The following is a 26,131-nucleotide window of genomic DNA, read 5'->3' on the forward strand; positions in this document are numbered from 1 at the left end:
GATAAGATTTCCCACCGTAAGGGTAAGACCCCAGGAAGACTACCTGGTTGATAGGTCGGAGGTGGAAGTGCAGTAATGTATGTAGCTTACCGATACTAATAGGTCGAGGACTTGACCAATTTTAAATGATTCCATTAAATGTTATTCAGTTTTTAAAGTACTAATAAAAAATACATAAAAATGTATAAACACTTTGCTGGTGTGGCTCAACGGTAGAGCAGCTGACTTGTAATCAGCAGGTTGTAGGTTCGATTCCTATCACCAGCTCCAATCAAAAGACTAAGTAATTCTTAGTCTTTTTTTATTTATAAAATAAATATAAAGCAAATAATAATTTATGTTAAAATAGAAAAAGAGTAACCGGTGATTGGAGGAATAATATGATACTTGGAGTTATAGGGCCTTCTGATTCGAGTAAAAAAATAGAAGAATACTTAAGGGAAATAGATAAAGAATTAGAAATAAAATTATACATAAGAGAAAAAGCAGCGGAATGTATAGAAGTAATAGCTAATTGTGAAGAAGAATGCGATGCAATTATTTTCACAGGATGTGGTGTAGCAGCAGCGGTAAAATCAAAATACGAAGTAAAAAAAGCAAATGGATTTGTATCTAGAGGCGGTACTAGTATTATGAAAGCTTTTTGGAAGGTAAAAAAAGCTAATATGAATCTAGATAAATTTAGTATAGATGTTGTAGAGAATGAAATATTAGAAGATATAGTTAATGAAATTGATGTAAATCCTAAAAAAGTATTTTCACTACCATTTAGCAATAGCATAGATGAGATGGAGTATGCAAAATGGCATATGAACTTATTTGAAAAAGGTGAAATTGATGTTATACTTACTGGTTTTGGTAATGTATACAATGTATTAAAGAATATGGGGTATCCAGTTTTTAGACTAGAAGCAACTAGACCACTTATAAAAACATGTTATGAAGAAGTTAAAGCTAAAGAAGCATTAAATAAAGCTCAATATTCACAAATATCAGTAGAGATATTAAGTTTAATAGATTATAAAGGAAGCAAAGAAAGTTATTATTCTAATATGATTAATAAATCAAAAGTAGATAAGATCATAGTGGAGTATGTAAGAAGTATTCAAGGGTCTATATTTAATTTTGGTAGAGATGAGTATATAGTATTCTCTCATAAAGGTGCTATAGATAATGAAGAAAACTATAATAAATTATTTAAATTGCAAAAAGAAGTAAAATTAAATGGATTCTCATTAGGGGTAGGTATAGGTATTGGAACTACAGCATATCAAGCAGAGACTAATGGATACAAAGCTTTAAAACGTTGTATAGATTCAAAAGATTTCGATATATATTTAGTTGATGATGAAATTATAAAAGGTCCTTTAGGAACAGATAGTGAGTTAAGTTATTCATTAATAGCATCTGATGAGCGTTTAATGGAGATATCTGAAAAAACGGGATTAAGTTGTGAGTCTGTAGCTAAAATTATGGCAATAAGTGAAAGCCGAAATAATTCCGTATATGATACAAAGGAACTAGCAGATTATTTAGATATAAGTGATAGAAGTGCAAGAAGGATACTTAATAAAATAGTTGATTCTGGATTTGGAAGAGTGTATGCTAAAGAAAGTAGCGTAGGTGGCGGAAGACCTAAGAATCTTATAGAAGTTACTTTTTAGCATTAAAAGTGAATTTAATTTATAGAAAAAGGTTTAGATATCCAAAATGATATCTAAACCTTTTTTATTTGTTTTTACAAACTAAGATTATATAGTTTTATCGTATTTATTTAAGAAATCTAAATATTCTTCTTTAGTCATAACTGGTTTAAAGTCAGCTAAGATTTCATTAGCTCCCTTAGCACCATCGAATAATAAGTCTACTACTGTCATAGCCATTGATTTAGCAGGAACTATGTAAGCTAATTCTTCATCTACTATTTCGAAATCTCTTGTATGAAGAGCTCCTTTAACACCACCAACCATAGGATGTAAAGTAGGCATTAGGTGAGATATATCACCGAAGTCGAATGAACCTGTAAAGTCTCCACCATCGATTATCTCATTACTTGGTATTCCTAATTCAACAAGGTTATTGCTGAATAAGTTATCCATACTTCTGTAACGAAGTATTGGTAAATATCCTGGTATTTCAGTTATCTTAACTTCAGCACCAACTGCAGTTCCACCAGCTATTAAAGCTCTATTTATTCTTTCACTAGCATCTATCATTCCGTTTATAGTTCTAGCTCTAACATATGATTCCATTTGTACATCAGCAGGAACCACATTAACTATATCTCCAGCCTTAGTTAAGATAGGATGGAATCTAACTCTTTCAGATTCTTTGAATGTTTCTCTTAAAGCATTTACATTATTTATTGCAAGCATTGCAGCATTTAAAGCATTTATACCTTCATGAGGAGCAGAACCAGCATGAGATTCTTTACCTATAAATTGAACTTTCTTTCCTATGAATCCATTACTTTCTGGTCCAACTAAAGCTTTGCTATCACCACAATCTGATGAATGGAACATCATAGACATATCTACATCGTCAAAGTAACCTCTCTTGACAAGTTCTTGCTTACCACCAAAGTAAGTTATTTCACCTTTTTTCTTAAGTTGCTCTCTGTATTCTAATTCAATGAATTCTTCAGCAGGAGTAGCCATGAAAGATATTTTTCCATCTAAAGAATCTAAAACACCACTTTTAACTAATCCAAGAGCAGCACCTAACATACCAGCTATTTGAATATTATGTCCACAAGTATGAGAAGCACCTATTTCATTTGCATCTTTATGTTCTTTACAAGATATACCATCTAATTCACCTAAGATAGATATATGAGGACCTTTTTTATTTTCATTTGCAACAGCTTTACACCCAGTAACAGCTATATTTTTTTCAACTTCTAATCCTAACTCTTCTTGCATAAAGTTTGCAACAGCTTCAGTAGTTTTGTATTCTTTGTATCCGTACTCTGGAGTGTGATATATTCCACGACCAATTTCTATTATTTTATCTCTATTTTCATCTATTGATTTTATTATTAAATCTTTTAATTGTTGCTTGTTCATAAGTATTCCTCCCATAAATTTAATTAAATTATTAAAAATAAAGCATATAAGCTAATTTTAATTTACACATGAAACTTTTCTTATAATCTTATATAACCCCTTGCATCTTTAATACTATATGAGCTATAGATGCACAAGCGAAGAATATAGTTGTGAAAACTACTAAAGATATAACAACTATCTTCCAAGACATTTTCTTTAAATCTTCTATTTTATTACCTACTGATATACCAGCAAATGCTAGTAGTGGAGTAGTTATTGCCATAAAGTTTATATTTGCTACTTGAGTATTAAAAACATCTGATACTGCATTACCAGGTATACTTAAAAATAAACCTATTATTGTTGCAAATCCAAATGCAGGGAAGATTGATTTTGGAAATAAATCTTTTAGCATCATAGCAAGCATAGCAGCTGCTATCATTATTAACATACCTGGAAGAGCTGTAGTTATAGCAATTCCACTACTTATAAATTGACCAACAAGAATCATAGCACCAACCATTAACATAACTACTAGTTGGTAAGAACTTCTTTTTAAATCTATTTTTCCAAACATTATTTATACACCCCTCTATTAAGCAACCTTATTTTTAGATTTATTTTTTTTACCTATCTTTGGTTCTAATATAGCATATAACTTATTACTGAATGGTAAAGTTATAAATACTAAGAATATTAATCCTGTTAAACTAGACATCATGTTACTAGTAGCACCATAAGAAAGTATAGTATCAATCATAGCAGGATCTGCTGCTATTTTAGGAACTTTTGTAAGTGCAGCAGAAGCAGCTGTCATCATACTACCACTACCAACACCAGTTGCCATACCTAGTGCATATGGATGAAGTCCTGTATATATTGAAACTGAACCTAATACAGAGAAGTAAATAGTTCCTATAACTGTACCCATTAAATAAGTACCAAGAACACCACTACCTTCTGGAGAGTTTATACCATATTTTTCAGATATAACACCAAGAGCAGTTTCACGGCTTATACTAGTACAAGCACCAATAGCTTCTCTTTTAAATCCTAAGAATAAAGCTAAAGGTAAAGCTACTACTGGTGATAATATATGTCCAAACTCTTGAGCTAAGAAAGCAGGACCAGCTTGTATTATTTTTGCAAGATTTGGACCAACTGTAGATCCATATTTTATACCTAATAAAACTAGTGCTATACCAACTATATCACCAGCTATATTTATCTCTTTTTCATTTATAATATCTCTTAAAACTTTGATTTTTTTACCTAATAAATCAGGTGTTATTACAATACCTATTATAACTGCATATAGCATTGGGAATAAAACTAAAGCCACAGGACCTATGTTGACTGTGTACTCCCCAACTAATTCAGTAACGATAACTATAGCAAAAGCAGCTAACATTACTTTGATAAGATTTTTGTTATCTTCCATAATTCCTCCTAATAATATAAATATTTTTGACTTACGGCAATCGTTTTCAAAAACGAAAAAATAAAAATTGGTCAATTTAAAAATTGACATAAATAAAAAGTTTGTGACATGTCCAAAATGTGTCCGTAAATAAAGAATAAGATATGGATAATTTTTTGTCAATATAAAATGTAAAAAAATGTTTTAAAATAATAAAATTGGGTAAGAGTTTAGAAAATTGGAATTATTTCTAGTAATGATACATAACTTGGAAAATGCACTCAATTATTGTTATAATAGGAATAATGGAGGTTGAGGAATTATGACAAAAAAATCAAGAGGAATAATAATTGAAGCTTTAGGATTAATAATAGGGTGTTTATCTATGAGTATAGGACTTAATATGTTTTTAGGTCCACATACCATAGCACCGGGAGGACTTAGTGGTTTATCAGTAGTTATAAGCAAATTAACAGGACTTTCTGTTTCAACAATAATGCTTATGATGGGGATACCACTTATAATATGCTCAGTAAAAATATTAGGGAAAAAAGATGCTGCAAAAACTTTAATAGGGATGCTTACTTTATCTTTTCTTTTAGAGGTTACATCTCCATTAGCTAATATATCTGCAACACAAGATACTTTATTATCAGCTATATCAGGAGCTATTTTACTAGGATCAGGTATAGGTATTGTATTTAGTGTAGATGGATCTACAGGAGGTACTGACCTTATAGCTCTTATGGTAAATAGAGTTTTTCCAAGTATACCATTATCAAAGTGTTTAACATTTATTGATGGTATGGTAGTAATATCAGCAGGTATTGCAAATGGGAATTTAGAAACTGGACTGTATTCTGCAATAGCACTTTATATTATAGTGAAAATGATAGATGCAATTGTTTCTGGATTTGATTATTCAAAGGCATTTATGATTATAACTGAAGAAGAAGAAGTATTAAGAGATGCTATAGTTAATGATGTAAAAAGGGGTCTTACAATAATAGATGCAAAGGGTGGTTACACTAGCCAAGATAAGAGAATTTTATTAGTTGTAGTTCGTAAAAAGCAAGAAGTTCATCTTAAAAAGCTTATAAAGAGAGTTGATCCAAAGGCATTTATAATAGTAAGTGATGTTCATGAAGTATTAGGAGAAGGATTTACACCTATAAATGTCTAATATATTAGTATGCTAAAAAAATTGAATAGCTAAAGTTAATAAAGCATAAAATTTATTATAGTTTAGCTCAAAGAGGTATGAAGGATAATTTGAATTCATACCTTTAATTTTTTCATGAGGGATGATAAAGATATGGTTAATTTTACAAACAAATATCAATCATTAGAACTTATTTCTAATGATAAATCAAAACTAATATACGTAGCAACTAATACAGAAACAGATAAAAAAGTAGTACTTAAGCTTTATAAAAAAACTGACTATCAAGAAAGTCAATTTGAAGAATTAAAAAAAATAGTTGAATTCTCAGGCTTAAATAAAAATAACAATTTAATTAAAATACATGATGTAGACAATGGAATCTATGATGATATTATTTATTATATTGTAGAAATGGAGTACATTAAAGATAAGTGTTTAGAAAGCTTAATAGAAAATAAGAATCTTAATGAAAATGAATCACTAAAGATTATAGAACAATTAATAGATGGATTAAATGAATTACATAGACTGAATATAGTCTATAAAAATTTAAGCACTGATAAAATATTTGTAAATGAAGAAGGTACTTTAAAACTAGACCCTACAGGTTATATAGATAAATATAATCAAAATATAAAATATATATCACCAGAACAAGCAAGTGATAAACCTATAAATAAAACATCAGATATATATTCAATAGGGATAATACTATATGAGATAATAAACAAAGAACTACCATTTGTCTGGGAAAATGGAAAAGAAGAGTTATATAAAAGTATGACTAAAGAGTTTTATATAGGTAAAGACAAATGTAGTGATAATGTAGTCTCCATACTAGAGAATTGTTTATATATAGATCCTGCTGAAAGATATGAAAATTTGGATGTACTTTTATTAGATATAAGGTCATGTTTAGATTATAATATAAGCGTATTTAGAAATAATAGAGAAAATGAGTATTTGGTAAATAAAGAAAATATAAAAATAAGTAAAAATAACGATGATGAAGATTTTAAATTAAAAAATGAAATAAAATTAGAAAATGAATTAAAAATAAAAAAAGAGAATGAGCAAAGTAAAGAAACTGAACAAGATTATAAAGATAAAAAATATAAATACATTAAGCTGATGTCAGCATGTGCAGCAGTAGCACTTGTATCTGGAGGATTAATTCTTAAAGGTCCAGATATTATTGATAAATTAAAAAATAATAATGATTCATCTAATGTAGATACATTAAATAAAAATAGTACAATAAAAGACAATGATAAAAGTTATATAAAAGAAAATCAAGAAGAACAAATTGACAGCATACCTGAAAATGAACCAAATACAGATAAAGAAAATTATGAATATAAGAACACAAAGAAACAAAATACTTATACAGATATAGATAATACAACAACATTAAAGCCTAATCATAATACTGATGATGCAGTAAATACAACACCTCAAAAACCACAGACAAAACCAGAACAGACTCCAAATGAAACACCAGAAGAGACACCAGATGATACACTAGAAAAAACAGAAGACAAGCCAGAAGAGACACCAGATGATACACCAGAAAAAAAACCAGAAGAAACACCAGACGATACACCACAAAACCCAGAGCAAAAGCCAGAACAAGTACCAGATAATATAACAAATAATACACCGAGTCAAACTCCGAATAATGCAGAGTAATGAAGAAACTAAATTCTTGACTTTAAGTACAGAAGTTACTAAGATTTAATTACACAATAAAAATTGTCTTAATATAATTATCCAAAATTTAAAAATATTAGGAGGTTACATTATGGCTACCAAAAAACAAAAAAGAGAGAAAAGAAAATTAAATAAGAAAATGCAAAAAGAGATTGTTGCTAAAAAGAAAGCAGCTCAAGCACAAGAACAAGAATTGAAAAGCTCAAAATAGAAATAGTTACGAAAAAATTATAAGGGATTGTATCAATGGAAATTTACTTTGATACAATCCCTATTTTAACTTTAGGATATATTATTTACTTGCCATATAATTGAAATACATACTAATAAGGTCGCTTTCTTTTATATTAGTATCACTATTTTTCAAAATATCTTTAACTATTTCATACTTCTCTACCATACCTGAACTTAAGAATTTATCCTTAAGAGTATTTAAATCTTCTATATTATAATTTTTATTGCTATCAAAATCTATATATTTATCAGTCTTACTAGCCAAAGATTTAAAATTATCTATGGTATCTAAAGTTATCATAGAAACTTTTCTAGATACAGTATCTAAAGAAACTAAAGCACCTGAATTATCATATTTTATAGCTATATCATATTTATTTTCATCTGACAAAATATCTGATATTGCCTGAGAAATATTTGTAGAGTCTGTTTCTATTGTATAATCTTTTGCAAGATTTTTTATATTTTCTAGGGTATCATCTGAGGATGTAGTAGAATTATCTTTTATATCAGATGAATTTTCTTTATTAGATACAGTAGTAAGATCTTTTAGTAAGTTCTCTTGATTGCGATAATTTATATACATAATCCCACCAACTAAAACTATAGCAGTAGTTATAAAAAATATAAATATTCTCTTTATAAACTTAAACATATTAATTCCTTTCTAGTAAATTTATATATTTGGGTTAGTTTGATTATATACATCTTAATAAAAATAAATACCTATAACACTATGAAAAGTGGTAAAATTTATAGATATATATAATTATAATATAGTTGTTTATAATAAGAGAAAAAAGAATACAATAACAAGTGGGTATAACAAATAAGAAAGTTTAAGCATAAATAATTCTATATAAAAAACTTAGTAAAAAATAAGAAGGCATGAATATAGTGAATATAGTGAATAAAGTAAACAATGCTAAACTAAAGTAATAAGGTTTAATAAAAAGGAGTAGAAAAATGAACGATTTTTCAAATGGAAAAGACAGATATATAGATAATATAAATAAAGAAAATAACAGTAAAAGAAACAAATTAGATAAAAAGACGATGCTTATAATACTTTTAGTACTTATAGTAGGATGGATGGGATTTATATTTTATATGTCACATCAACCATCAGCAGTATCATCATCTCAATCAGGTAGTGTTATAAATACTATTATTAATATGCCAATAATAGGAGCAATAGCAAAACCTATACTAACATCATCAATAGGTGAATTTGTAATAAGAAAATCAGCTCATATGTTTTTATACTTTGTACTTGCAATATTGACATTTATGTTTATATCTATAAAAAGTATAAGAGAGCAAAATTTAAGTTCAAAAATAATTTTTAGAAATATGGCAATAGCTTTATTGATAGTATTTTTATATGCATGTAGTGATGAATTCCATCAATTATTCGTACCTGGTCGTAGTGGAGAATTTAGAGATGTAATGGTAGATACATGTGGAGGAATAATTGGACTTATATTAATAAGTATTAATTATTTTAGAAAAATATAAGTATACTTATTCAACTCTGGGAAAACTTAAAATAAAGGACTAATGAATATTAATACAGGATAATGGTGATAGCATGAATAGAATAATTAAAAACACTGTTTTAAGAAAAAGCTTACTAGGATTAACTATAGCTGTATTTTTAGGAGTTTTATTTTCTAGAGTTGGATACACAGAAAACTTAGATACAAAAGAAGTACCTAAAGAAGCACCAGGAATAAAAAATATTTTATTAGTGGGTGTTGATGGAGAAAACCTAGAAAAAGGTAATCGATCAGATGCTATGATTATAATGACCATAGATCAAAATAATAAAAATATAAAACTTACTTCTTTGTGTAGAGATACCTATGTATATATAAAAGGTCACGGAAAAGAAAAACTTACACATGCATATGCATATAGCGGACCAGAGTTATTATTAGACACAATAGAAAAAAACTTTGGAATTAAAATATCTAAATATGCTACAGTTAACTTTTCTTCTTTTATAAACATAATAGACTTACTTGGAGGAGTAGAGGTTGAAGTTACAGATAATGATGTTAATGTTTTAAATCAACTTATAAAAGTATGTTATAAGATAGATACAAAAGAAGATAAAGGAAAAATGGAACTTATAGATAGTGCAGGTAAATATAATTTAAATGGATATCAAGCACTAGCTTTTAGTAGGATTAGATATCAAGATAGTACAGATGCAAGAAATACAAGACAAAGAATGGTTGTAAAATCAGCATTGGAAAAGCTAAAAACTAAAGGTTTAAGTACTTATATAAGTTCATTAAATGAAATATTATTAGGAGTAAAAACAAATTTAAGTCCAACAGAAATAATAGTTCTTGGGTATAAGACACTAAGAATAGGTACAGATAATATGAAGACACTAGAGTTTCCAGTTTATAAAGAAGAAGTAAAATTAAAAGAAGCTGGATGGGTAGTAATATGGGATGAAGAAGATAATTTAGATTTACTAAATAATTTCATATACGAAAGCATAAAGGTAGAATAAGTCAAATATATATGTATAAATGGGTGATTTAGGTATCGGGGGCAGGGATAAATAAAATAATTCTAGGGCATGCAGCGGAAAAAATGCTGCAAATGTCCTAGAATTTTTTTTATTTATCTTTTTGCCCCACAGGCTAATTTAAGTATGTATTTATACAAATATTTTTAGTTACTATGGGGAAGGGAGTATTGGAAGAGTAATTATTCAGAGATTAGCTTTGCGTGGACTATTGTTCTGGCATCTTTAAATTCGTAGCTACATGTGTATAGTGTTATTATTTTATCTTCTTTGCCAACTTGTAAGTCTGATTTATGCATTGATCTGTTTGTAATGTAGTTTATGTAGCTTTGGTAGTCTTCGTCATTTTCAAAGTCTACTTTTAGATAGTCTTCTGTTAAGTCTGCTACGTATACTGAGAATACTTGGTAAGTGTAGTTTTTTCCTTTGTATTCAACGTTTATTAAATTATTTTCGTTAAAGAAATTCTCATCTTTATAATTAGCTAGTTCTCCAAACATTGTCTTGTTTCTCATGTGATGTCCGTATACTATTGTACTTTTGTCTTCTTCAAAATCATTTCTATAATCCATGAATATACTACCTGATGCTAGATATTCTTTGTTAAAGTCGTGTGTTAAGTAGTAGTCATTGTCTTTGCTTTGGACTACTGGATAGTCTATGTTTGTGTTGTCTACTTTTAACCAAAATCTATAATCTGGGTTTATTGCAGTAAGCTCAGCTGTCTTATCTTTATTCTGAGATTTTTCTCTTATATCGTTATATACAGTATCTGCTTTTTTATATTCTGCTAGTTTTGTGTAAATTTTATAACCAGAGAATATTAGTATGGATATTAGTATCATATTTATTAAAATTTTAATTATTTTTTTCAATTAAATCACCCCCTATTATATTTTAGCTTAAGTAAGATGGATTTTATATGATTTTTTTCTTATATCCTATAATACGACAAATAGATAATTAGAAAATAAAATATAATTTGTCGAAAAATGGATTAAAATAAAAAATTCAACATGAAAAATGACTAAGAATGTCGAATCTATTTCAAAAAAAACAAAAGATGCTATCATAAAAAACAGTTAAATGAAGTTTTATGTATTTATTTGAGTAGTTATAGATGGAATTGTTTTACAAGGAATATTAATAATCATTATAGATATTTATATAAAAAAGCTTATTGACCTTAAATGAAAGAGACTAGTTAAAACACCAAATAGGGTTATGAGCTTATTATTATGTGTAAAAAATATACGAACTATAAACAAATAATATTACATAAAATTCGGAAGATGGAGGAGAGACAATGGAAGAAACTATTGATTTAAGAGAGTATTTTAGCATTATCAAGAAAAGATCAAAAATTATAGTAATCATAACATTAATAGCAATGCTAGTAAGTGCAGCTGTAAGCTTTTTCATGTTGAGTCCTGTATATGAAACTAACACTACATTAATAGTAAATAGAAGTGAAGCTGTTCAAGATCAAAATATGACTAATGACGAGTACACTGTTTCACAAAAGCTAGCAACTACATATGGAGAAATAATAAAATCTAGAACTGTACTTGATGAGGTTATAGACGAATTAAAATTAGATATGACATATAGCCAATTAGCATCAATGGTAAGCGTAAGTCCAGTAGGAGATACACAAATAATAAACATAAAGGTACAAGACACTAATCCTACAAAAGCTATGAATATTGCAAATGCTATACCAAAAGTATTTACAAAAGAAGTAAAAAGAATAACTAAGGCAAATGGAGCTGAAGTAGTAGATAAAGCAGTACTTCCACAAAATCCAATAAAGCCTAATAAGGTAATGAACGTGGCAATAGCGACAGTACTAGGGGTAATGATAGGTTTATTCTTAGTGTTTGTATTAGAATATATGGATACAAAGATGAAGAAACCAGAAGACATAACAAAACACTTAGATCTTCCAATACTAGGTGTAATACCTAAAGAAGACATAGCATAGGGGGTGAAAATATGCAATTACATACTTATAACAATCCTAAGTCTCATATATCAGAGGCATACAGAATATTAAGAACAAATATAGAGTTTTCTAATATAGACAAAAACATAAAAACAATATTAATGACAAGTGCTCAACAAAATGAAGGAAAAAGTACATCAATATCTAACTTGGCATCGACTTTTGCAAACCTTGAAAATAAAAAGGTACTAATAATAGACTGCGACCTTAGAAATCCAAGTGTACACAAAATGTTTGGTGTAAGTAATATATCTGGACTTACAGATGTACTTACAGGTCAAAAAGATATAGAAAAATGTATAGAAAAAACAAAAGTAAAAAATCTAGATATACTAAAAGCTGGTAAGATACCACCAAATCCATCAGAGATACTTCAATCTAAGAAGATGAGAAACTTTATGGAAGTAATAAAAGAGTACTATGATTATATATTTATAGATTCTCCACCAGTTGGAATAGTTGCAGATGCTAGTATATTAGCTCAATATGCTGATGGAACAATACTTTTAATTGCTGCTAATGAAGCTGATATAGAAGCTACTAAAATTGCTAAAGAAAGACTAGAGGGAGTAAATGCTAATATCCTTGGAGCTATACTTAATAAATTTGAAGCAGATAGTAAGAGCTATGGATATTATAACTACTACTATGGTAGTACAAGTGAAAAGAAGAAACAAAAACGAGGTTTATTTAGAAGAAAATAGATAAAAGGTAATTTTGGGGGTAGTGTTATTTATGGAGATGAAACTTACAGAGCCTAACGAAAGTAGTGTATTATCAAAAATACTAGATACCTACAGAGTTAGGCAGATTGTACTATTAGCTTTAGATGTATGTATTATTTTAATTGGATTTTTATTAGCTTCTAACTTAACAGGTATAGAAGGAACATTAGGTCTTAGTAATGTTACACTTCCTGTATCTTTATACATAATATGTACGGTTACAATGTTTGGGATATTTAAATGTTACAGTAGCTTATGGAGATATGCTGGAACTGAAGAATTATTATCAATATGTGTAGCAACAGTATTCTCTATGATACCAGTAATTATTTCGCATAAGGCTGTAGGGATTAATTATTCTTTACTATTTTACATTGTAAATACTATTTTTATAGTAGCATTTGCAGGCGGAGTGAGAGTTACTTATAGAACAGGAAGAAGATTTACAAGGTTAAGTCAATCAAAAGATGAAATTTCAAGAGTTCTTATAGTTGGGGCTGGACAAGCTGGTGAAATGGTTATTAGAGAAATTAAGAATAATCCTCAGATTAATAAACGTGTAGTTGGAATTATAGATGATGATATTAATAAATTAGGCAGAAGAATACACGGAATTAAGATACTTGGAACCACTGAAGATATAGAAAATATAGTAGAAGAACAAAACATAGATGAAATAATACTAGCAATGGCTAAGGTAAGTAAGAAAAGAAAAAGAGAAATTATAGAACTTTGCAATAATAAATGCAAACTTAAGACTGTACCAGGAATATTTGAAATTATAGATGGTAAGGTTGATATAAAAAATATTAGAGACGTAGAAATAGAAGACTTATTAGGTAGGGAGCCTATAAAGACTAACTTAGAAGAGATTAGCGATTACTTAGAAAATAAAGTTGTTATGGTTACAGGTGGAGGAGGATCTATAGGATCTGAGCTTTGTAGACAAATAGCTGGATTTAATCCTCGTGAACTTATAATAGTAGACAACTATGAAAATAATGCTTATTCAATACAACAAGAGTTAGTTAGAAAATATGGAAATAAACTAAATCTTAAGACTATAATTGCTTCTATTAGAGAAGAAGTACGTATGGATGAAATATTTAGTACTTATAGACCAGAGGTAGTATTCCATGCAGCAGCTCATAAGCATGTTCCTCTTATGGAAGCTAGTCCAAGTGAAGCAATAAAGAATAATATATTTGGAACTATGAATGTTGCAAAATTATCAGATACTTACGGAGTTAAGAGATTTGTACTTATATCTACTGATAAAGCAGTTAACCCAACTAATATTATGGGAGCTACGAAAAGAGCTGCTGAAATGATTATTCAGACTATGAATGAAAATAGTAATACTGAGTATGTAGCAGTTAGGTTTGGTAATGTACTTGGAAGTAATGGTAGTGTTATTCCTCTATTCAAGAAGCAAATAGAAGAAGGCGGACCTATTACGGTTACTCACCCAGATATTATTAGATACTTTATGACTATACCTGAAGCTGTTGGTCTTGTAATTCAAGCTGGTGCTATGGCTAAGGGTGGAGAGATATTTGTACTTGATATGGGAGACCCAGTAAAAATAGTTGACTTAGCTAAAAATCTTATAAAGTTAAGTGGTCTAGAGCCAGGTATTGATATAAAAATTGAATTTAGCGGACTTAGACCTGGTGAGAAGTTGTATGAGGAACTTCTTATGAGCGAAGAAGGTCTTACAAGTACGGAAAATAAGAAGATATTTATAGGAAATCCTATAAAGTTTGATGTTCATAAGACTTATAGGCATCTTGATGTTCTTAAGAAGGTAGTAGAGAAGGAAGAAGTAGAATTTATTGATAATATTATGAGGGAACTTGTTACTACATATATAAGACCCGAGGATGCAAATGTTAAGAAAATCATTTGATTTATTTTTATGTAGACTAGGATTGCATTAATTAACTTAAGAGAGAGGGATAAGTAATAGAATGAATAAAAGAATATTTTTAGCATCGCCACATATGTGTGGCAAAGAGGAAGAGTATGTAAAAGAAGCCTTTGAAAGTAATTGGGTTGCACCTTTAGGACACAACGTTAATAGTTTCGAAAAAGAAATATGTGAATACACAAAAGCTAAATCAGCATGTGCTTTGGTTAGTGGTACGAGTGCAATTCATTTAGCATTAAAGAATTTAGGTGTAGGTCAAGGAGATTTTGTATTTGCATCTACATTAACCTTTGCAGCAACTGTTAATCCTATAATATACCAAGGTGCAATACCGGTATTTATAGATAGTGAGTATGAGAGTTGGAATATGTGTCCAATAGCTTTAGAAAAGGCATTTGAAGATGCAAAACTAAATAATCAACTTCCAAAAGCTGTTATAGTAGTTCATTTATACGGTCAAAGCGCTGATATGGAGAAAATAAAAAATATATGTGATAGATACAATACTCCAATAATAGAAGATGCAGCTGAATCATTAGGAACAATATATAAAGGGATTCAAACTGGGACTATTGGAGAAATAGGAATATATTCATTCAATGGAAATAAAATAATAACTACGTCAGGCGGAGGGATGATGGTTTCCAATAATACTAAATATACAGAAAAAGCTTTATTCTGGGCAACTCAATCAAGAGAAAATGAGAAATATTATGAACATAAAGAATTAGGCTTTAATTATAGAATGAGTAATATAGTAGCTGGAATAGGTAGAGGACAATTAACTGTATTAGATGAAAGAATATCTAAAAAGAAGTATATATATGAAACTTACAAAAATTCATTTCAAGATATAGATGATATAGAAATGATGCCGATATGTAGTTATAATGAACCAAATTATTGGTTAAGTTGCATGACGATAAAAGAGAATTCAAATATAAGCGCAATAGATATAAATATATGCTTGGAAAAAGAAAATATAGAATCTAGACCTATTTGGAAGCCAATGCACTTACAACCATTTTTTGAAGAATATAAATTTTTTACTAATAAAGAATCAGGAAGCGTAAGTGAAGACTTATTTAAAAGGGGAATATGTTTACCGTCAGATACGAAAATGACAAATAATGATTTAAAGAGAATAATAAATACAATTAAGAAAATATTTAAATAGTAGGAGGTAGTATATGTATAAAATTATTAAGAGAATAATCGATATTATGATTGCTATATGTTTAATTATACTATCAACTCCTATTATGATTATTGCATCGGTTGCTATAAAATTTGATGACCCAAGGGGGCCAATACTATTTAAACAAGATAGAATTGGATATAAGAATAAAATATTTAAAGTGTGCAAGTTTAGAACAATGAGAGTTGAAGTTGAAAAAAGAGGCAAGAAGTTAAGTGATGAAGAGAGGATGTTAAAGGTTGGTAGAATTTTAAGGAAGTTAAGTATAGATGAGTTGCCGCAAATGATAAATATACTAAAAGGTGAAATGAGTTTTATTGGACCGAGGCCTTTACCAGTAAGATACCTTGATTACTATAATGAAGAAGAAATTAAGAGACATAATGTACGACCAGGAATTAGTGGATTAGCACAAATAAATGGGCGTAATACTTTAAATTGGGAAGATAGGTTTAGACTGGATGTATTTTATGTTGAGAATATATCATTAATTCAAGATATAAAAATTTCTATTAAAACAGTAAAGAAAGTTATTTTAGGGTCAGATGTTGTTACTAGAGGAGAAGTTAATTTACTAGATTTTGATAAACATAGAGAATTACAAGAGTCTAATACATAAAGGAGATAGTATGGATATATTTAGATTTGGAGTACAAGAGATAGATAAGTATAGAGATGATATGATAGATTTGTTAAATCAATCATTAAAATTAAGCTTTAAAAAGAATATTCCATATGAGTATTTAGAGCAAAGAATGAATGTAGCAAAAGAATATATTAAAGACAATAAAGCTATTATATTTGGATTAATAGAAGAGGGTATATTATTAGGGTTTATATGGTGTTTTGAAAAAAATATGATTGATGAAAAAATGTTGCATGTTGTTCATTTTGTTGTAGAAGAAAAACAAAGAAATAATGGTATAGGATCTATGCTTATAAAGAAGATTGAAGAGTATGCAAATGAAGTAAATATAAATCTTATAGAGCTTTTAGTTACTAAAGACAATAGTAAGTCAGTTGAGTTTTATCATAATAAAGAATTTTTTATAGAAAGATACACTATGTTAAAAAGGTTGGATTAGCGATGGATATATATTTTAATGATGATTATGGAAAACTTTATGAATCTATAGAAAATGGTAAATCGGAAGTATTTGAATTTACATGTGGATTAGGTAAAATCAAAAATCAGTTTATAAAAAGAAAAATTCCTAATAAAATCAATAATACTACGTATTTTGATATAGTTACACCTTATGGTTATGGAGGTCCATTAATAACAGAAATAAAAGATAAAGAAAAAATAAATGATTTAGTAGAGAAATATATAGAATCATTTAAAGAATACTGTGAAAAAAATAATATTGTTAGTGAATTTATAAGATTTCATCCAATTATTGGAAACGTTAATGATTTTAAGGATGTATATGAGGTTAAAAATATAAGAAAAACACTAGGAACAAACTTAAAAGATTACACAGATCCAATACAAGTAGAATTTTCTAAAAGTTCTAGGAAAACTATAAGGCAAGTTTTAAAAAAGGGAATAACATATAGAGTAATAGAAAAACCAGAGAATATAAGAGATTTTAAAGAAATATATTATTCAACTATGGATAGAAATGAAGCTAGTGAATACTATTATTTTGATGATGAATACTTTGAAAAATGCTTAACATATTTTAGGGAAAATTTAATTATTATTGAAGTAATATATGATGATAAAGTTATAGCATCAGGACTATATTTTGTTTGTGGAAATATATTACAAGCACACTTATCAGGAACATTAAATGAATATTTAGAGATGTCACCAGCATACATAACGAAATATGCAACAGCGTTATGGGCTATAGAAAATGGAATAGATTATATACACTATGGTGGAGGAACTACTAATAGTATAGAAGATTCTCTTTATAAATTTAAGAAAAAGTTTTCTCAAAATACAGAGTTTGATTTTTATATAGGTAAGAAAATATGGAATATGGATATTTATAATGAACTTTGTAAACTGAACAAATCTGATATAGATGATGTATATTTTCCAGCATATAGAAAGGTAAGGTAGAATAAATGAAAATTGATGAATCAATAAGAAGATATGGATTTTGGATAAAAGATTATCTAAAAGGAAAGAAAATATATAATCATTATAAGGATATAGAAAAAAATTATTTAGAAGGAGTAAATCAAAAAGATATAGAAAAAAAGGTTAAAAAATTATTAGAACATGCTAGTGAAACAACAAATTTTTATTCTAAATATAAAGGTGTATATACAATAGATAAATTTCCAGTTGTAAATAAAATGAATTATAAAATGGAATATAACAAATTTATATCAGAAAAGTATAAAAATTCTAACACGAACAGAAATATGAGTACTAGTGGTTCAACAGGAACTCCATTTACTATAATTCAAGATGAAAGTAAAATAAAAAGATGCCATGCAGCAGTTATATTCTTTGGTGAAATGGTAGGGTATAAAATTGGTATGAAACAGGCTGCATTTAGAATTTGGACAGAAAAGGTAAGAAAAACTCCATTAGATGCATATAAACAAAACTTAGTAATGGTAGATATATCTGATATGAATGATAAAAGACTAGAAAAGATATTAGATGATATATCAAAAAATAATGTTAAGAGTATATTGGCTTATGCATCAGCGTTAAACACTATTAGTGAATATATGACAAAAAAAGGAATTAAAATAAATAATAATGTTGAATCAATTATATCGTGTGCAGAAATGTTATATCATGACACCCAAGCAAATTTAAGAGAACGATTTAATTGTCCTGTAGTATCTAGATATGTAAATATGGAAAATGGAATAATGGGTCAACAATATAATAATAACAATATATACTACATTGATTCATCAAGTTACCATATAGAAATATTAAAGTTAGATAGTGATGAACCTGCAGATTATGGAGAGTTAGGGCGAATAGTTATTACAGATTTATATAACTATGCATTTCCTGTTATTAGATATGATACAGGAGATACAGGTATATTAGAGAAAATAAATGATAGAGGAAAAGATCATATTGTTTTAAAAGAGCTATATGGTAGAAGGGTAGATATTATATATAATTCTAAAGGAGAACCTATTTCTCCACATGTAATAACTAACAATATGTGGGGGATTGAAGGGATAAATCAGTTTAAATTTATACAAGAAGATAAAAAGTTATACAAAATACTTATAAACTCTAGAAGAGAGTTTGATAATTTCGAAGATATATCAGATAAATTCAGGAATATATTAGGCATGGATGTAAAAATTGAAATAGAACGTGTAGATGAAATTCCTGTACTAGAATCAGGAAAACGTAAATATATAGAGAATTTATGTGAAATATATATTTCATAGGCTATTATATTTTTTATATGCTGCTTAAGGAGGAAATTAAATGAAAGTTATGATTTTGGCAAATTCTGCAGAAGGTCTATATAAGTTTAGGAAAGAATTAATTTTAGAAATAAAGAATGAACATGATGTAATTGTATCGGTTCCTTATAATGAAGTATACAATTTAAAATTAGAGGCAATAGGATGTAAAGTTATAAATACAAAAATAGATAGAAGAGGAATCAACCCTATAAGTGACTTTAAATTATTAAAAGCATATTCAGATTTATTAAGTGATTTCAAACCAGATAAAATAATAACATACACAATTAAATGTAATATATACGGGGGAATAGCGAGTAGATTAAAAAATATAGAATATTATCCTAATATAACAGGTCTCGGAAGTGCTTTTGAGAGGAATAAACTATTAAAAAAAAGCATCATACTTTTATATAGACAGGGGTTAAAGAAAGCTAAGAAAGTTTTTTTTGAAAATGAGGAAAATAAAAATGTAATGATTAAATATAAAATTGTAAATTCCAGGCAATCTGTAGTATTAAATGGTGCTGGGGTTAACCTGGATGAATTTAAATTTTATAATTTGAAAAATGATGAAAAAACAATATTTCTTTTTATGGGTAGAATTATGAAAGAAAAAGGAGTAGAAGAGTTATTCTCAGTAGCTAAAAATATAAAAAAAATTTATCCGGAAACTGTATTTAAAATACTAGGCAATTTTGAAGAAAGCTATAAGGATGAAATAGAAAAATTATCAAGAGATAAAATTATTGAATATTATGGAAGAGTAGACGATGTAAAGCCATATATAAAAAGTAGTCAATGTATAGTGTTACCTTCATACCATGAAGGAATGTCAAATACTCTTTTAGAGGCAGCATCTATGGGCAGACCGATAATAACAAATAATATAAGCGGATGTAGAGAAGCTGTAAACAAAAATAAAAATGGTTTCTTATGTACTCCTAAAGATGAGAAAGATTTATATATAAAAATAAAAAGGTTTATAGAGTTACCATTTGAAGAGAAAATGAATATGGGAAAAGAATCGAGAAATCATATAGAAAAATATTTTAATAAAGCTGATGTAGTTAACATTACTATGATGAATATATTTAATAATTAATCTGTTTTAGATTAAAAATATTTATCATAGTTTCTATTAATTGGACATTATAGAAATACTTTTTTAGAAGTTAATAAACTAATAGATTAAACTTGATTTATATTTAAAAAATTTTAAAGTAAACAAGTATAGTAAAATTATAAAATTTTAGTTTAAAAATTCAATTAACATTTAATAAGCTAATTTATTTTTTCTTAATCAGTATAACTAATACTATAAATTTGAGCTATTTGGAAATAACTAAGATATTAATTGAGCTTATAAACATATTTTTGTCAAGTAAATAATAGATGAATTTAATGTATATTTAATAATTGATTTAAGGGTAGTGAATATTTTAGATTATATAAAGAAATAAAATACGCATTTTAATCTCGAAATTATAAATATTAGATTATTTATTTATATTGTATAGTAGTATTATTTACAAGTATAATACAATTTATGGAAATTAGTAAATTTATCATTTAAATTTATATAAGAAAATTGATATCTAAAATAAAATCTTAAATTAGTTGAAATAAATAGTTATAATAAAACTACTAAAGTGATTAAATATACATGATAAATAGATTATTTTGCTAAAAAATATGTAAAAAAATAGTATGAAAATACAATATTATATAAATCATCAAGGAGTTAGAATATATATTTAAAGAAGGTATAGGTTAGTAACATGCAAAAAACTTTAAAAAACATGAGTACACTTATGATAATTACTTTACCAATTATGGTAGGATTACAGTCAGGATCAAAGTTTAACATAGCTCTTAGTGACTTAATATTGCCGATGATTTTAGTTCAGATAATAATGAACCCTAGTGCCAAGAGAAATGGTATAAAAAAATTTGAGGGTACATATGATAATTTACCTACACTATATATTATAGGTATAGTATTTATTTTACTAATAAACTTGTTAAAAACAAATATAATTTATGAAACAAGTCAAACAATAAGAGGAATTACAAATACATTTAAAATAGCTATAAACATATTTTATTTTATATGTTTTAACTATTTATTTATGACTTATGGAAATGAGTTCAAAGAAATATTTATAAAAAGTTGGAATAAAATTACTATTATAGTTAGCATAACATCAATAGCGGGTGTTGTATTATATCTTATAGGAATAAGGACAAACTGGAGTATGGACTTTAGAGCTACAGGTACATTTAACGATCCAAACTTACTAGCAATATATTTATTGATATCTCTTAGTATATCTATTATTTATAATATATATACTAAGAATAAAATAATAGGTATAAATATAATTTTAAGTATTGTAGCACTATTGTTAACTGCATCAAGAGCAGCAATAATAACTGTAGTAGTTGCTACAACAATAACTATATTTATAAGCTTTATTAATCATGATTTTAAAGCAATAAAGAAAATATCTATAAATATTATTTATTGTTTGGTATTGGTACTTCTTATTATACTAAGTGTAAACATAATGACTGGATTCAACATATTAGAATTATCAATGGATAGATTAGGAGATATGTCAGAAACAATACGAAGTGACTCGCGTATTTCTAAGTGGATAGGAGCTATTATAATTTGGATGAATTATCCGATATTAGGTGCAGGTATAGGGATGTATATAGATACAAGTATTGATTTGGGTTTAAGTACAATGAAGATATTAACTCATAATACATATTTAAGTTTTTTAGCTGAACTAGGTATTATAGGATTTGTAGCTTTTATGTGGTTTCCATTTAAGATTTATGTAGATTTAATAAGAGTATATAATTTAAATAGAAAAGAGAATGTATGTTTATTATTTTCTATGAATTGTATATTTGTAACACTTTTTACTTTGAATCTAGAAAACTTTAGAGTAATGTGGGTATTTTATATATTCATCTTTAATAATATATTTAAACAATTAGAAAAATATCGATCAGATACAAAATATATAAAAAGTTAAGTTTTCTAATTTATAAAGTTATAGAGATGAATTGGTTTAAATTTTCTTGACTTATTTTCATAGATAGAGCATGTGTTTTGAAAAAATACTATCGGTAATAAGATTTAACTAAAAATAAGCTGATAGAATGAAGTATTATATAGGGAGGGATTTATGAATAAGGTGGCTAAGACAACAATAGTGCTTATGATAATTACTTTGTTATCTAAGATTTTAGGTTTCGCGAGAGAGCTAGCTTTGACATATGTTTATGGAGCAACGGAGATTTCAGATGTATATATAACATCTTCGACTATTCCAATAACACTGTTTACATCTGTAGGAACAGCTCTTGCAACAACATTTATACCTTTATTTTATGAATTAGATAAAAATAATCAAAGAGAAAAATCACTTAAGTTTACAAATAATATTTTTAATATAGTAACACTTATAACAATAATTGTATCTATATTGGGATATATATTTGCTGAACCGTTAGTAAAATTATTTGCAATGGATTTCTCGGGGGATAAGTTAAAAATAGCAGTTGATTTTACTAGAATAATGATATTTGGAATAGTATTTATAGCACTAAGTCAGATGATGACAGCTTGGTTACAAATAAGTGGAAAGTTTGCTATACCAGGTATGATTGGTTTTCCTTTTAATATATGTATAATACTAGGTATTATTATAAGTAGCAAAGGTAATATAAATATAATGGCTATAGGAACATTGATAGCTATGGTAAGTCAGTTTTTATTTCAATTGCCTTTTGCAATAAAGAATGGATATAAGTACAAGTTATATGTAAATTTAAATGATGAGTATTTGAAAAAAATGCTATGGTTAATTACTCCAGTTTTTATTGGAGTAGGTGTTAATCAAATTAATTCTATTGTTGATAGAAGCTTAGCATCTACATTAGGAGATGGTATTATAACAGTGTTAAATAGTGCTAATAGGCTTAACTCATTTGTATTAGGTCTGTTTATATCTACTATAGCAGCAGTTATATATCCTAATTTATCTAAGTTATCTAATGAAAGTGATAAGAAAAAATTTGCAGAATCTGTAGCTCAAAGTGTAAATACTGTTGTACTTTTAATAATTCCTATATCTGTAGGAGCTATAGTTTTAGCTAATCCTGTTGTAAGGGTTGTATTTGAAAGAGGAGCGTTTAATTCAGATGCTACCAATATGACAGCTATAGCTTTATCATGTTATTCCATAGGAATGATAGGATTTAGTTTAAGAGAGATACTGAATAAGGTATTTTATTCTTTACAAGATACTAAGACACCTATGGTTAATGGAGCTCTTGCTATGGGGATGAATATAGTTTTAAATTTTATATTAATAAGATTTTTAGGTCACGTAGGTCTTGCATTAGCAACTAGTATTTCGGCACTTATATGTATAGCATTATTATTTAATAGTTTGAAGAAAAAAATAGGATACTTTGGACAAGATAAGATCATAAGTACTATGGCTAAATCGTTGGTAGCTGCAGTTTGTATGGGGGGGATTACAAGATTAGTTTATAATTTATTAGATAATAATATAATAGGATCAGGGCTTATACAAGATGTAGTTGTATTATTTAGCTCTATAGGTGTTGGAGCTATGGTTTATTTTGTATTAGTAGTATTATTTAAAGTAGAAGAAGTTAATGTTGTAGTCAATATGGTTAAGAGTAAATCAAATAGAAAATTTGAATATAATGGAATGAAAAAAATTAAAAATTAATGTAGACTTTAACTTCCCCTTTAAAGTAGATATAAGTAAAAAATGCTTACCTAATAATACTCTAAGGGGTTACTTTTTATTAAAGAATCTACCTTTAGAAAAAAATAATAGAAATTTGGAAAAATCAATGAGCTATAGAAAATTTTATCTAAAGTTTTATTATATAATAGTATTACAAAATAAAAGGAAGATAAAATAAACTTTAAAGCAATAAAAGCATAAATACTAGAATTTTACAAATACGTAAATTATATCAAAGAAAATATAAACAATAACACTTCAGATATAATAAAAGGCATTATAATTAGCTACAACTTATCAAGAATATCGCTAGATAATAAATTTAAGAAAATATGTATATATGAAGATGGAAGTAGTGATATTAGACTTTACATTTAAAGATAGTTTATTGATTTATCCTAATTTTACAGAAGAGCATAGTACTAAAGAGATTTTTGAATATAATAAATCTACAATTGATGAGTGAGTATATATATGATGATTTATCTAAATATAAGACTTTGATAAAGAAAACTAAAGAGTATTTAGGTACACATTTTTATGGCAAATTGACAAATAATATTGAAATTAGTGAAAGTGCCATTACCGTATATTATTTAATGTAATATTAGATATAAAAAAGGAAAGAATAAAAATCTTTCTTTAAAAGATATTTATTTAAAATATAAAAACAAGGTATTTTTAAGTCATATGAGACTTGCAAAACTGCTTTAGATGGATTAATTTATGAGGCGCTACATGCATAAATTAATGGTGAGTTTTCATGAATAGGGATACAAACATATTTATATTTAGCTATATAATTCAAAATGACATAGATAAAAATAAAAAGATATATATATAAATTAATAAGAGATTATTCTAAATTTTGCCTGTTTATGGGTTGTTAACCAATGTGGAATGAAATAAAAATATAAAATAAAAAAGCTATGGGTTTGGGAGTAGAGAAGAATATGAGTAAATTTAAAAATGTTTCTAAAGACATAGAAAATTCTTTAGATAAATTTAATAGACTAATAAATTTTATAGAAGAACATATATATAAACAATATGAGGATATTGAAAGATAAATTATAATAAATTTAAATATTAGTATAGAAGGGGCAAGAAAGTTATTTGGTAAGTTTTATCCTTTAGACTTTAGCTTTTAGAATATATACTTGAAAGAAAAAGAAGTGAAACAATAGAATCAATAAGAAATATAGATGATTACATTTTAGTAGTTAGAAATATTAAGAGTATATATAATAAAGACAAGAAATATTTTAATAAAATGCTAGATAAAGATTATGGAGTGTGAGTTAAATATTTGCAAAATTATAAAAATATAAAATTAAATCTTTTAGAAGCTTTTGATACAAAAGAGTTCGAAAGCAATGGAATTAGTATTTACGATTACTTAAATTATATGTCTAAGAGTAGATATATTGATATAAAAAGAACTAAAATTAAATTATATATGAACCTCTATTCACATATAATTTAGATATAAGTTAGAAACTTAGAGGAATAAAATAGGTTAAATTTATGAAATAATATAAAAGTAATTTAGAAGTATTGGACAAGCTAAGAGAAGTTTTAGATCTAAGTCTAAGAATGATATAAGAAAATATAGACGGTAAGAGAAATAAAAAAGTTATAAGTAAAGAATTTATAAGTGAGGAAGCATTAAGTATAGGCGAATTTGCTAGGATTTTAAAATTAAAGGTAGTACCATTTGGGAGAAATAAGGTGAATAGTTGGTTAAGTATATAGGTGAATGTGTGATTTATGTTCCGAAGGAGACTTGTGTTACTAGGTTGATTAGGCATACTTTTAAGTGGAATTATAAGGTATTGGCTAAGAGTTATGGTATAAGTGAGGCACATATAAGAAATATTAGAGAATAAGCTTTGATTATCTACAAGAAGTGACAATTTTCTCGAAATGAATCAAGTATAAT

General features: G+C 27.2%; 21 protein-coding genes, 1 tRNA gene and 1 rRNA gene. 18 read left to right on the forward strand and 5 right to left on the reverse strand.

The features are described from left to right. The 3 genes from H8923_RS03380 to H8923_RS03390 all read left to right on the forward strand — a co-directional run. Positions 1-119 (forward strand): 23S ribosomal RNA (locus H8923_RS03380); the annotation flags it as partial. Positions 120-195: 76 nt separating this feature from the next. Continuing rightward, positions 196-270: transfer RNA gene (locus H8923_RS03385), tRNA-Thr, on the forward strand. Between the two features lie 110 nt (positions 271-380). Beyond that, positions 381-1,664: a transcriptional regulator gene (locus tag H8923_RS03390; protein WP_153923643.1), complete on the forward strand. Its 1,284-nt coding sequence runs from the start codon at positions 381-383 to the stop codon at positions 1,662-1,664. A gap of 87 nt (positions 1,665-1,751) precedes the next feature. Here H8923_RS03390 and H8923_RS03395 read toward each other — a convergent pair whose 3' ends face one another. The 3 genes from H8923_RS03395 to H8923_RS03405 form a co-directional block, all read right to left on the reverse strand. Then, positions 1,752-3,065 (reverse strand): M20 family metallopeptidase, encoded by a 1,314-nt coding sequence (locus H8923_RS03395; protein ID WP_153923645.1) that lies wholly within the window; start codon positions 3,063-3,065, stop codon positions 1,752-1,754. A gap of 88 nt (positions 3,066-3,153) precedes the next feature. Beyond that, positions 3,154-3,624 (reverse strand): hypothetical protein, encoded by a 471-nt coding sequence (locus H8923_RS03400; RefSeq protein ID WP_153923647.1) that lies wholly within the window; start codon positions 3,622-3,624, stop codon positions 3,154-3,156. Between the two features lie 18 nt (positions 3,625-3,642). Further along, positions 3,643-4,488: a DUF3100 domain-containing protein gene (locus H8923_RS03405; protein WP_153923649.1), complete on the reverse strand. Its 846-nt coding sequence runs from the start codon at positions 4,486-4,488 to the stop codon at positions 3,643-3,645. A 301-nt stretch (positions 4,489-4,789) separates the two neighbouring features. Between H8923_RS03405 and H8923_RS03410 the strand changes: the two genes are divergently transcribed. Together H8923_RS03410 and H8923_RS03415 are read left to right on the forward strand one after the other, a co-directional pair. Next, positions 4,790-5,650 carry a YitT family protein gene (locus tag H8923_RS03410; RefSeq protein ID WP_153923651.1) on the forward strand — a complete coding sequence of 287 codons (861 nt, stop codon included), beginning with the start codon at positions 4,790-4,792 and terminating at the stop codon, positions 5,648-5,650. 132 nt (positions 5,651-5,782) lie between these two features. Continuing rightward, complete coding sequence (locus H8923_RS03415) at positions 5,783-7,321, forward strand: protein kinase domain-containing protein (RefSeq protein WP_172976667.1); 1,539 nt, start codon at positions 5,783-5,785, stop codon at positions 7,319-7,321. A 313-nt stretch (positions 7,322-7,634) separates the two neighbouring features. Here H8923_RS03415 and H8923_RS03420 read toward each other — a convergent pair whose 3' ends face one another. Then, the gene (locus H8923_RS03420; RefSeq protein WP_153923655.1) at positions 7,635-8,231 is read right to left on the reverse strand and encodes a hypothetical protein; all 597 of its coding nucleotides are present in this window, start codon (positions 8,229-8,231) and stop codon (positions 7,635-7,637) included. Between the two features lie 311 nt (positions 8,232-8,542). On the opposite strand from H8923_RS03420, the gene H8923_RS03425 reads away from it, so the two are divergent. Together H8923_RS03425 and H8923_RS03430 are read left to right on the forward strand one after the other, a co-directional pair. After that, positions 8,543-9,094, forward strand: a complete 552-nt coding sequence (locus tag H8923_RS03425; RefSeq protein WP_243139863.1) for a VanZ family protein — start codon at positions 8,543-8,545, stop codon at positions 9,092-9,094. Between the two features lie 73 nt (positions 9,095-9,167). Next, positions 9,168-10,103, forward strand: coding sequence for an LCP family protein (locus H8923_RS03430; protein ID WP_153923656.1), 936 nt, complete (start codon positions 9,168-9,170; stop codon positions 10,101-10,103). A gap of 200 nt (positions 10,104-10,303) precedes the next feature. Here the strand turns inward: H8923_RS03430 and srtB are convergent, their stop codons facing one another. Further along, entirely contained in the window at positions 10,304-10,996 is a 693-nt protein-coding gene (srtB, locus tag H8923_RS03435; protein ID WP_153923658.1) for a class B sortase, read from the reverse strand. Positions 10,997-11,427: 431 nt separating this feature from the next. On the opposite strand from srtB, the gene H8923_RS03440 reads away from it, so the two are divergent. The 11 genes from H8923_RS03440 to murJ all read left to right on the forward strand — a co-directional run bounded on the left by H8923_RS03440 (position 11,428) and on the right by murJ (position 24,168). Beyond that, on the forward strand, positions 11,428-12,105 hold the full coding sequence (locus H8923_RS03440; RefSeq protein ID WP_153923660.1) for a YveK family protein: 678 nt from the start codon (positions 11,428-11,430) through the stop codon (positions 12,103-12,105). Between the two features lie 11 nt (positions 12,106-12,116). After that, complete coding sequence (locus H8923_RS03445; protein ID WP_153923661.1) at positions 12,117-12,830, forward strand: CpsD/CapB family tyrosine-protein kinase; 714 nt, start codon at positions 12,117-12,119, stop codon at positions 12,828-12,830. A 31-nt stretch (positions 12,831-12,861) separates the two neighbouring features. Continuing rightward, complete coding sequence (locus H8923_RS03450; protein WP_153923663.1) at positions 12,862-14,760, forward strand: polysaccharide biosynthesis protein; 1,899 nt, start codon at positions 12,862-12,864, stop codon at positions 14,758-14,760. Positions 14,761-14,821: 61 nt separating this feature from the next. Then, positions 14,822-15,958, forward strand: coding sequence for a DegT/DnrJ/EryC1/StrS family aminotransferase (locus H8923_RS03455; protein WP_153923665.1), 1,137 nt, complete (start codon positions 14,822-14,824; stop codon positions 15,956-15,958). Between the two features lie 13 nt (positions 15,959-15,971). Further along, positions 15,972-16,598, forward strand: coding sequence for a sugar transferase (locus H8923_RS03460; protein ID WP_153923667.1), 627 nt, complete (start codon positions 15,972-15,974; stop codon positions 16,596-16,598). A gap of 10 nt (positions 16,599-16,608) precedes the next feature. Further along, positions 16,609-17,064, forward strand: coding sequence for a GNAT family N-acetyltransferase (locus H8923_RS03465; protein WP_153923669.1), 456 nt, complete (start codon positions 16,609-16,611; stop codon positions 17,062-17,064). 2 nt (positions 17,065-17,066) lie between these two features. Further along, positions 17,067-18,053 (forward strand): GNAT family N-acetyltransferase, encoded by a 987-nt coding sequence (locus H8923_RS03470; protein ID WP_153923671.1) that lies wholly within the window; start codon positions 17,067-17,069, stop codon positions 18,051-18,053. A gap of 5 nt (positions 18,054-18,058) precedes the next feature. After that, positions 18,059-19,366, forward strand: coding sequence for a phenylacetate--CoA ligase family protein (locus H8923_RS03475; protein WP_153923673.1), 1,308 nt, complete (start codon positions 18,059-18,061; stop codon positions 19,364-19,366). A gap of 40 nt (positions 19,367-19,406) precedes the next feature. Continuing rightward, complete coding sequence (locus H8923_RS03480; protein ID WP_153923675.1) at positions 19,407-20,492, forward strand: glycosyltransferase family 4 protein; 1,086 nt, start codon at positions 19,407-19,409, stop codon at positions 20,490-20,492. A 676-nt stretch (positions 20,493-21,168) separates the two neighbouring features. Then, positions 21,169-22,437: an O-antigen ligase family protein gene (locus tag H8923_RS03485; protein ID WP_153923677.1), complete on the forward strand. Its 1,269-nt coding sequence runs from the start codon at positions 21,169-21,171 to the stop codon at positions 22,435-22,437. Between the two features lie 153 nt (positions 22,438-22,590). Then, positions 22,591-24,168 (forward strand): murein biosynthesis integral membrane protein MurJ, encoded by a 1,578-nt coding sequence (gene murJ, locus H8923_RS03490; protein ID WP_153923679.1) that lies wholly within the window; start codon positions 22,591-22,593, stop codon positions 24,166-24,168. Positions 24,169-26,131 lie beyond the last annotated feature (1,963 nt).

Origin of the sequence: Romboutsia faecis, from assembly GCF_014323405.1 — a bacterium.
In the GTDB taxonomy this organism is placed as follows: Bacteria; Bacillota; Clostridia; order Peptostreptococcales; family Peptostreptococcaceae; genus Romboutsia_E; species Romboutsia_E faecis.

Bases quoted from the DNA above. Each gene is read 5' to 3' on its own strand.
- H8923_RS03390 (WP_153923643.1), top strand. From the start codon at position 381: ATGATACTTGGAGTTATAGGGCCTTCTGATTCGAGTAAAAAAATAGAA.
- H8923_RS03395 (WP_153923645.1), bottom strand. From the start codon at position 3,065: ATGAACAAGCAACAATTAAAAGATTTAATAATAAAATCAATAGATGAA.
- H8923_RS03400 (WP_153923647.1), bottom strand. From the start codon at position 3,624: ATGTTTGGAAAAATAGATTTAAAAAGAAGTTCTTACCAACTAGTAGTT.
- H8923_RS03405 (WP_153923649.1), bottom strand. From the start codon at position 4,488: ATGGAAGATAACAAAAATCTTATCAAAGTAATGTTAGCTGCTTTTGCT.
- H8923_RS03410 (WP_153923651.1), top strand. From the start codon at position 4,790: ATGACAAAAAAATCAAGAGGAATAATAATTGAAGCTTTAGGATTAATA.
- H8923_RS03415 (WP_172976667.1), top strand. From the start codon at position 5,783: ATGGTTAATTTTACAAACAAATATCAATCATTAGAACTTATTTCTAAT.
- H8923_RS03420 (WP_153923655.1), bottom strand. From the start codon at position 8,231: ATGTTTAAGTTTATAAAGAGAATATTTATATTTTTTATAACTACTGCT.
- H8923_RS03425 (WP_243139863.1), top strand. From the start codon at position 8,543: ATGAACGATTTTTCAAATGGAAAAGACAGATATATAGATAATATAAAT.
- H8923_RS03430 (WP_153923656.1), top strand. From the start codon at position 9,168: ATGAATAGAATAATTAAAAACACTGTTTTAAGAAAAAGCTTACTAGGA.
- H8923_RS03440 (WP_153923660.1), top strand. From the start codon at position 11,428: ATGGAAGAAACTATTGATTTAAGAGAGTATTTTAGCATTATCAAGAAA.
- H8923_RS03445 (WP_153923661.1), top strand. From the start codon at position 12,117: ATGCAATTACATACTTATAACAATCCTAAGTCTCATATATCAGAGGCA.
- H8923_RS03450 (WP_153923663.1), top strand. From the start codon at position 12,862: ATGGAGATGAAACTTACAGAGCCTAACGAAAGTAGTGTATTATCAAAA.
- H8923_RS03455 (WP_153923665.1), top strand. From the start codon at position 14,822: ATGAATAAAAGAATATTTTTAGCATCGCCACATATGTGTGGCAAAGAG.
- H8923_RS03460 (WP_153923667.1), top strand. From the start codon at position 15,972: ATGTATAAAATTATTAAGAGAATAATCGATATTATGATTGCTATATGT.
- H8923_RS03465 (WP_153923669.1), top strand. From the start codon at position 16,609: ATGGATATATTTAGATTTGGAGTACAAGAGATAGATAAGTATAGAGAT.
- H8923_RS03470 (WP_153923671.1), top strand. From the start codon at position 17,067: ATGGATATATATTTTAATGATGATTATGGAAAACTTTATGAATCTATA.
- H8923_RS03475 (WP_153923673.1), top strand. From the start codon at position 18,059: ATGAAAATTGATGAATCAATAAGAAGATATGGATTTTGGATAAAAGAT.
- H8923_RS03480 (WP_153923675.1), top strand. From the start codon at position 19,407: ATGAAAGTTATGATTTTGGCAAATTCTGCAGAAGGTCTATATAAGTTT.
- H8923_RS03485 (WP_153923677.1), top strand. From the start codon at position 21,169: ATGCAAAAAACTTTAAAAAACATGAGTACACTTATGATAATTACTTTA.
- murJ (WP_153923679.1), top strand. From the start codon at position 22,591: ATGAATAAGGTGGCTAAGACAACAATAGTGCTTATGATAATTACTTTG.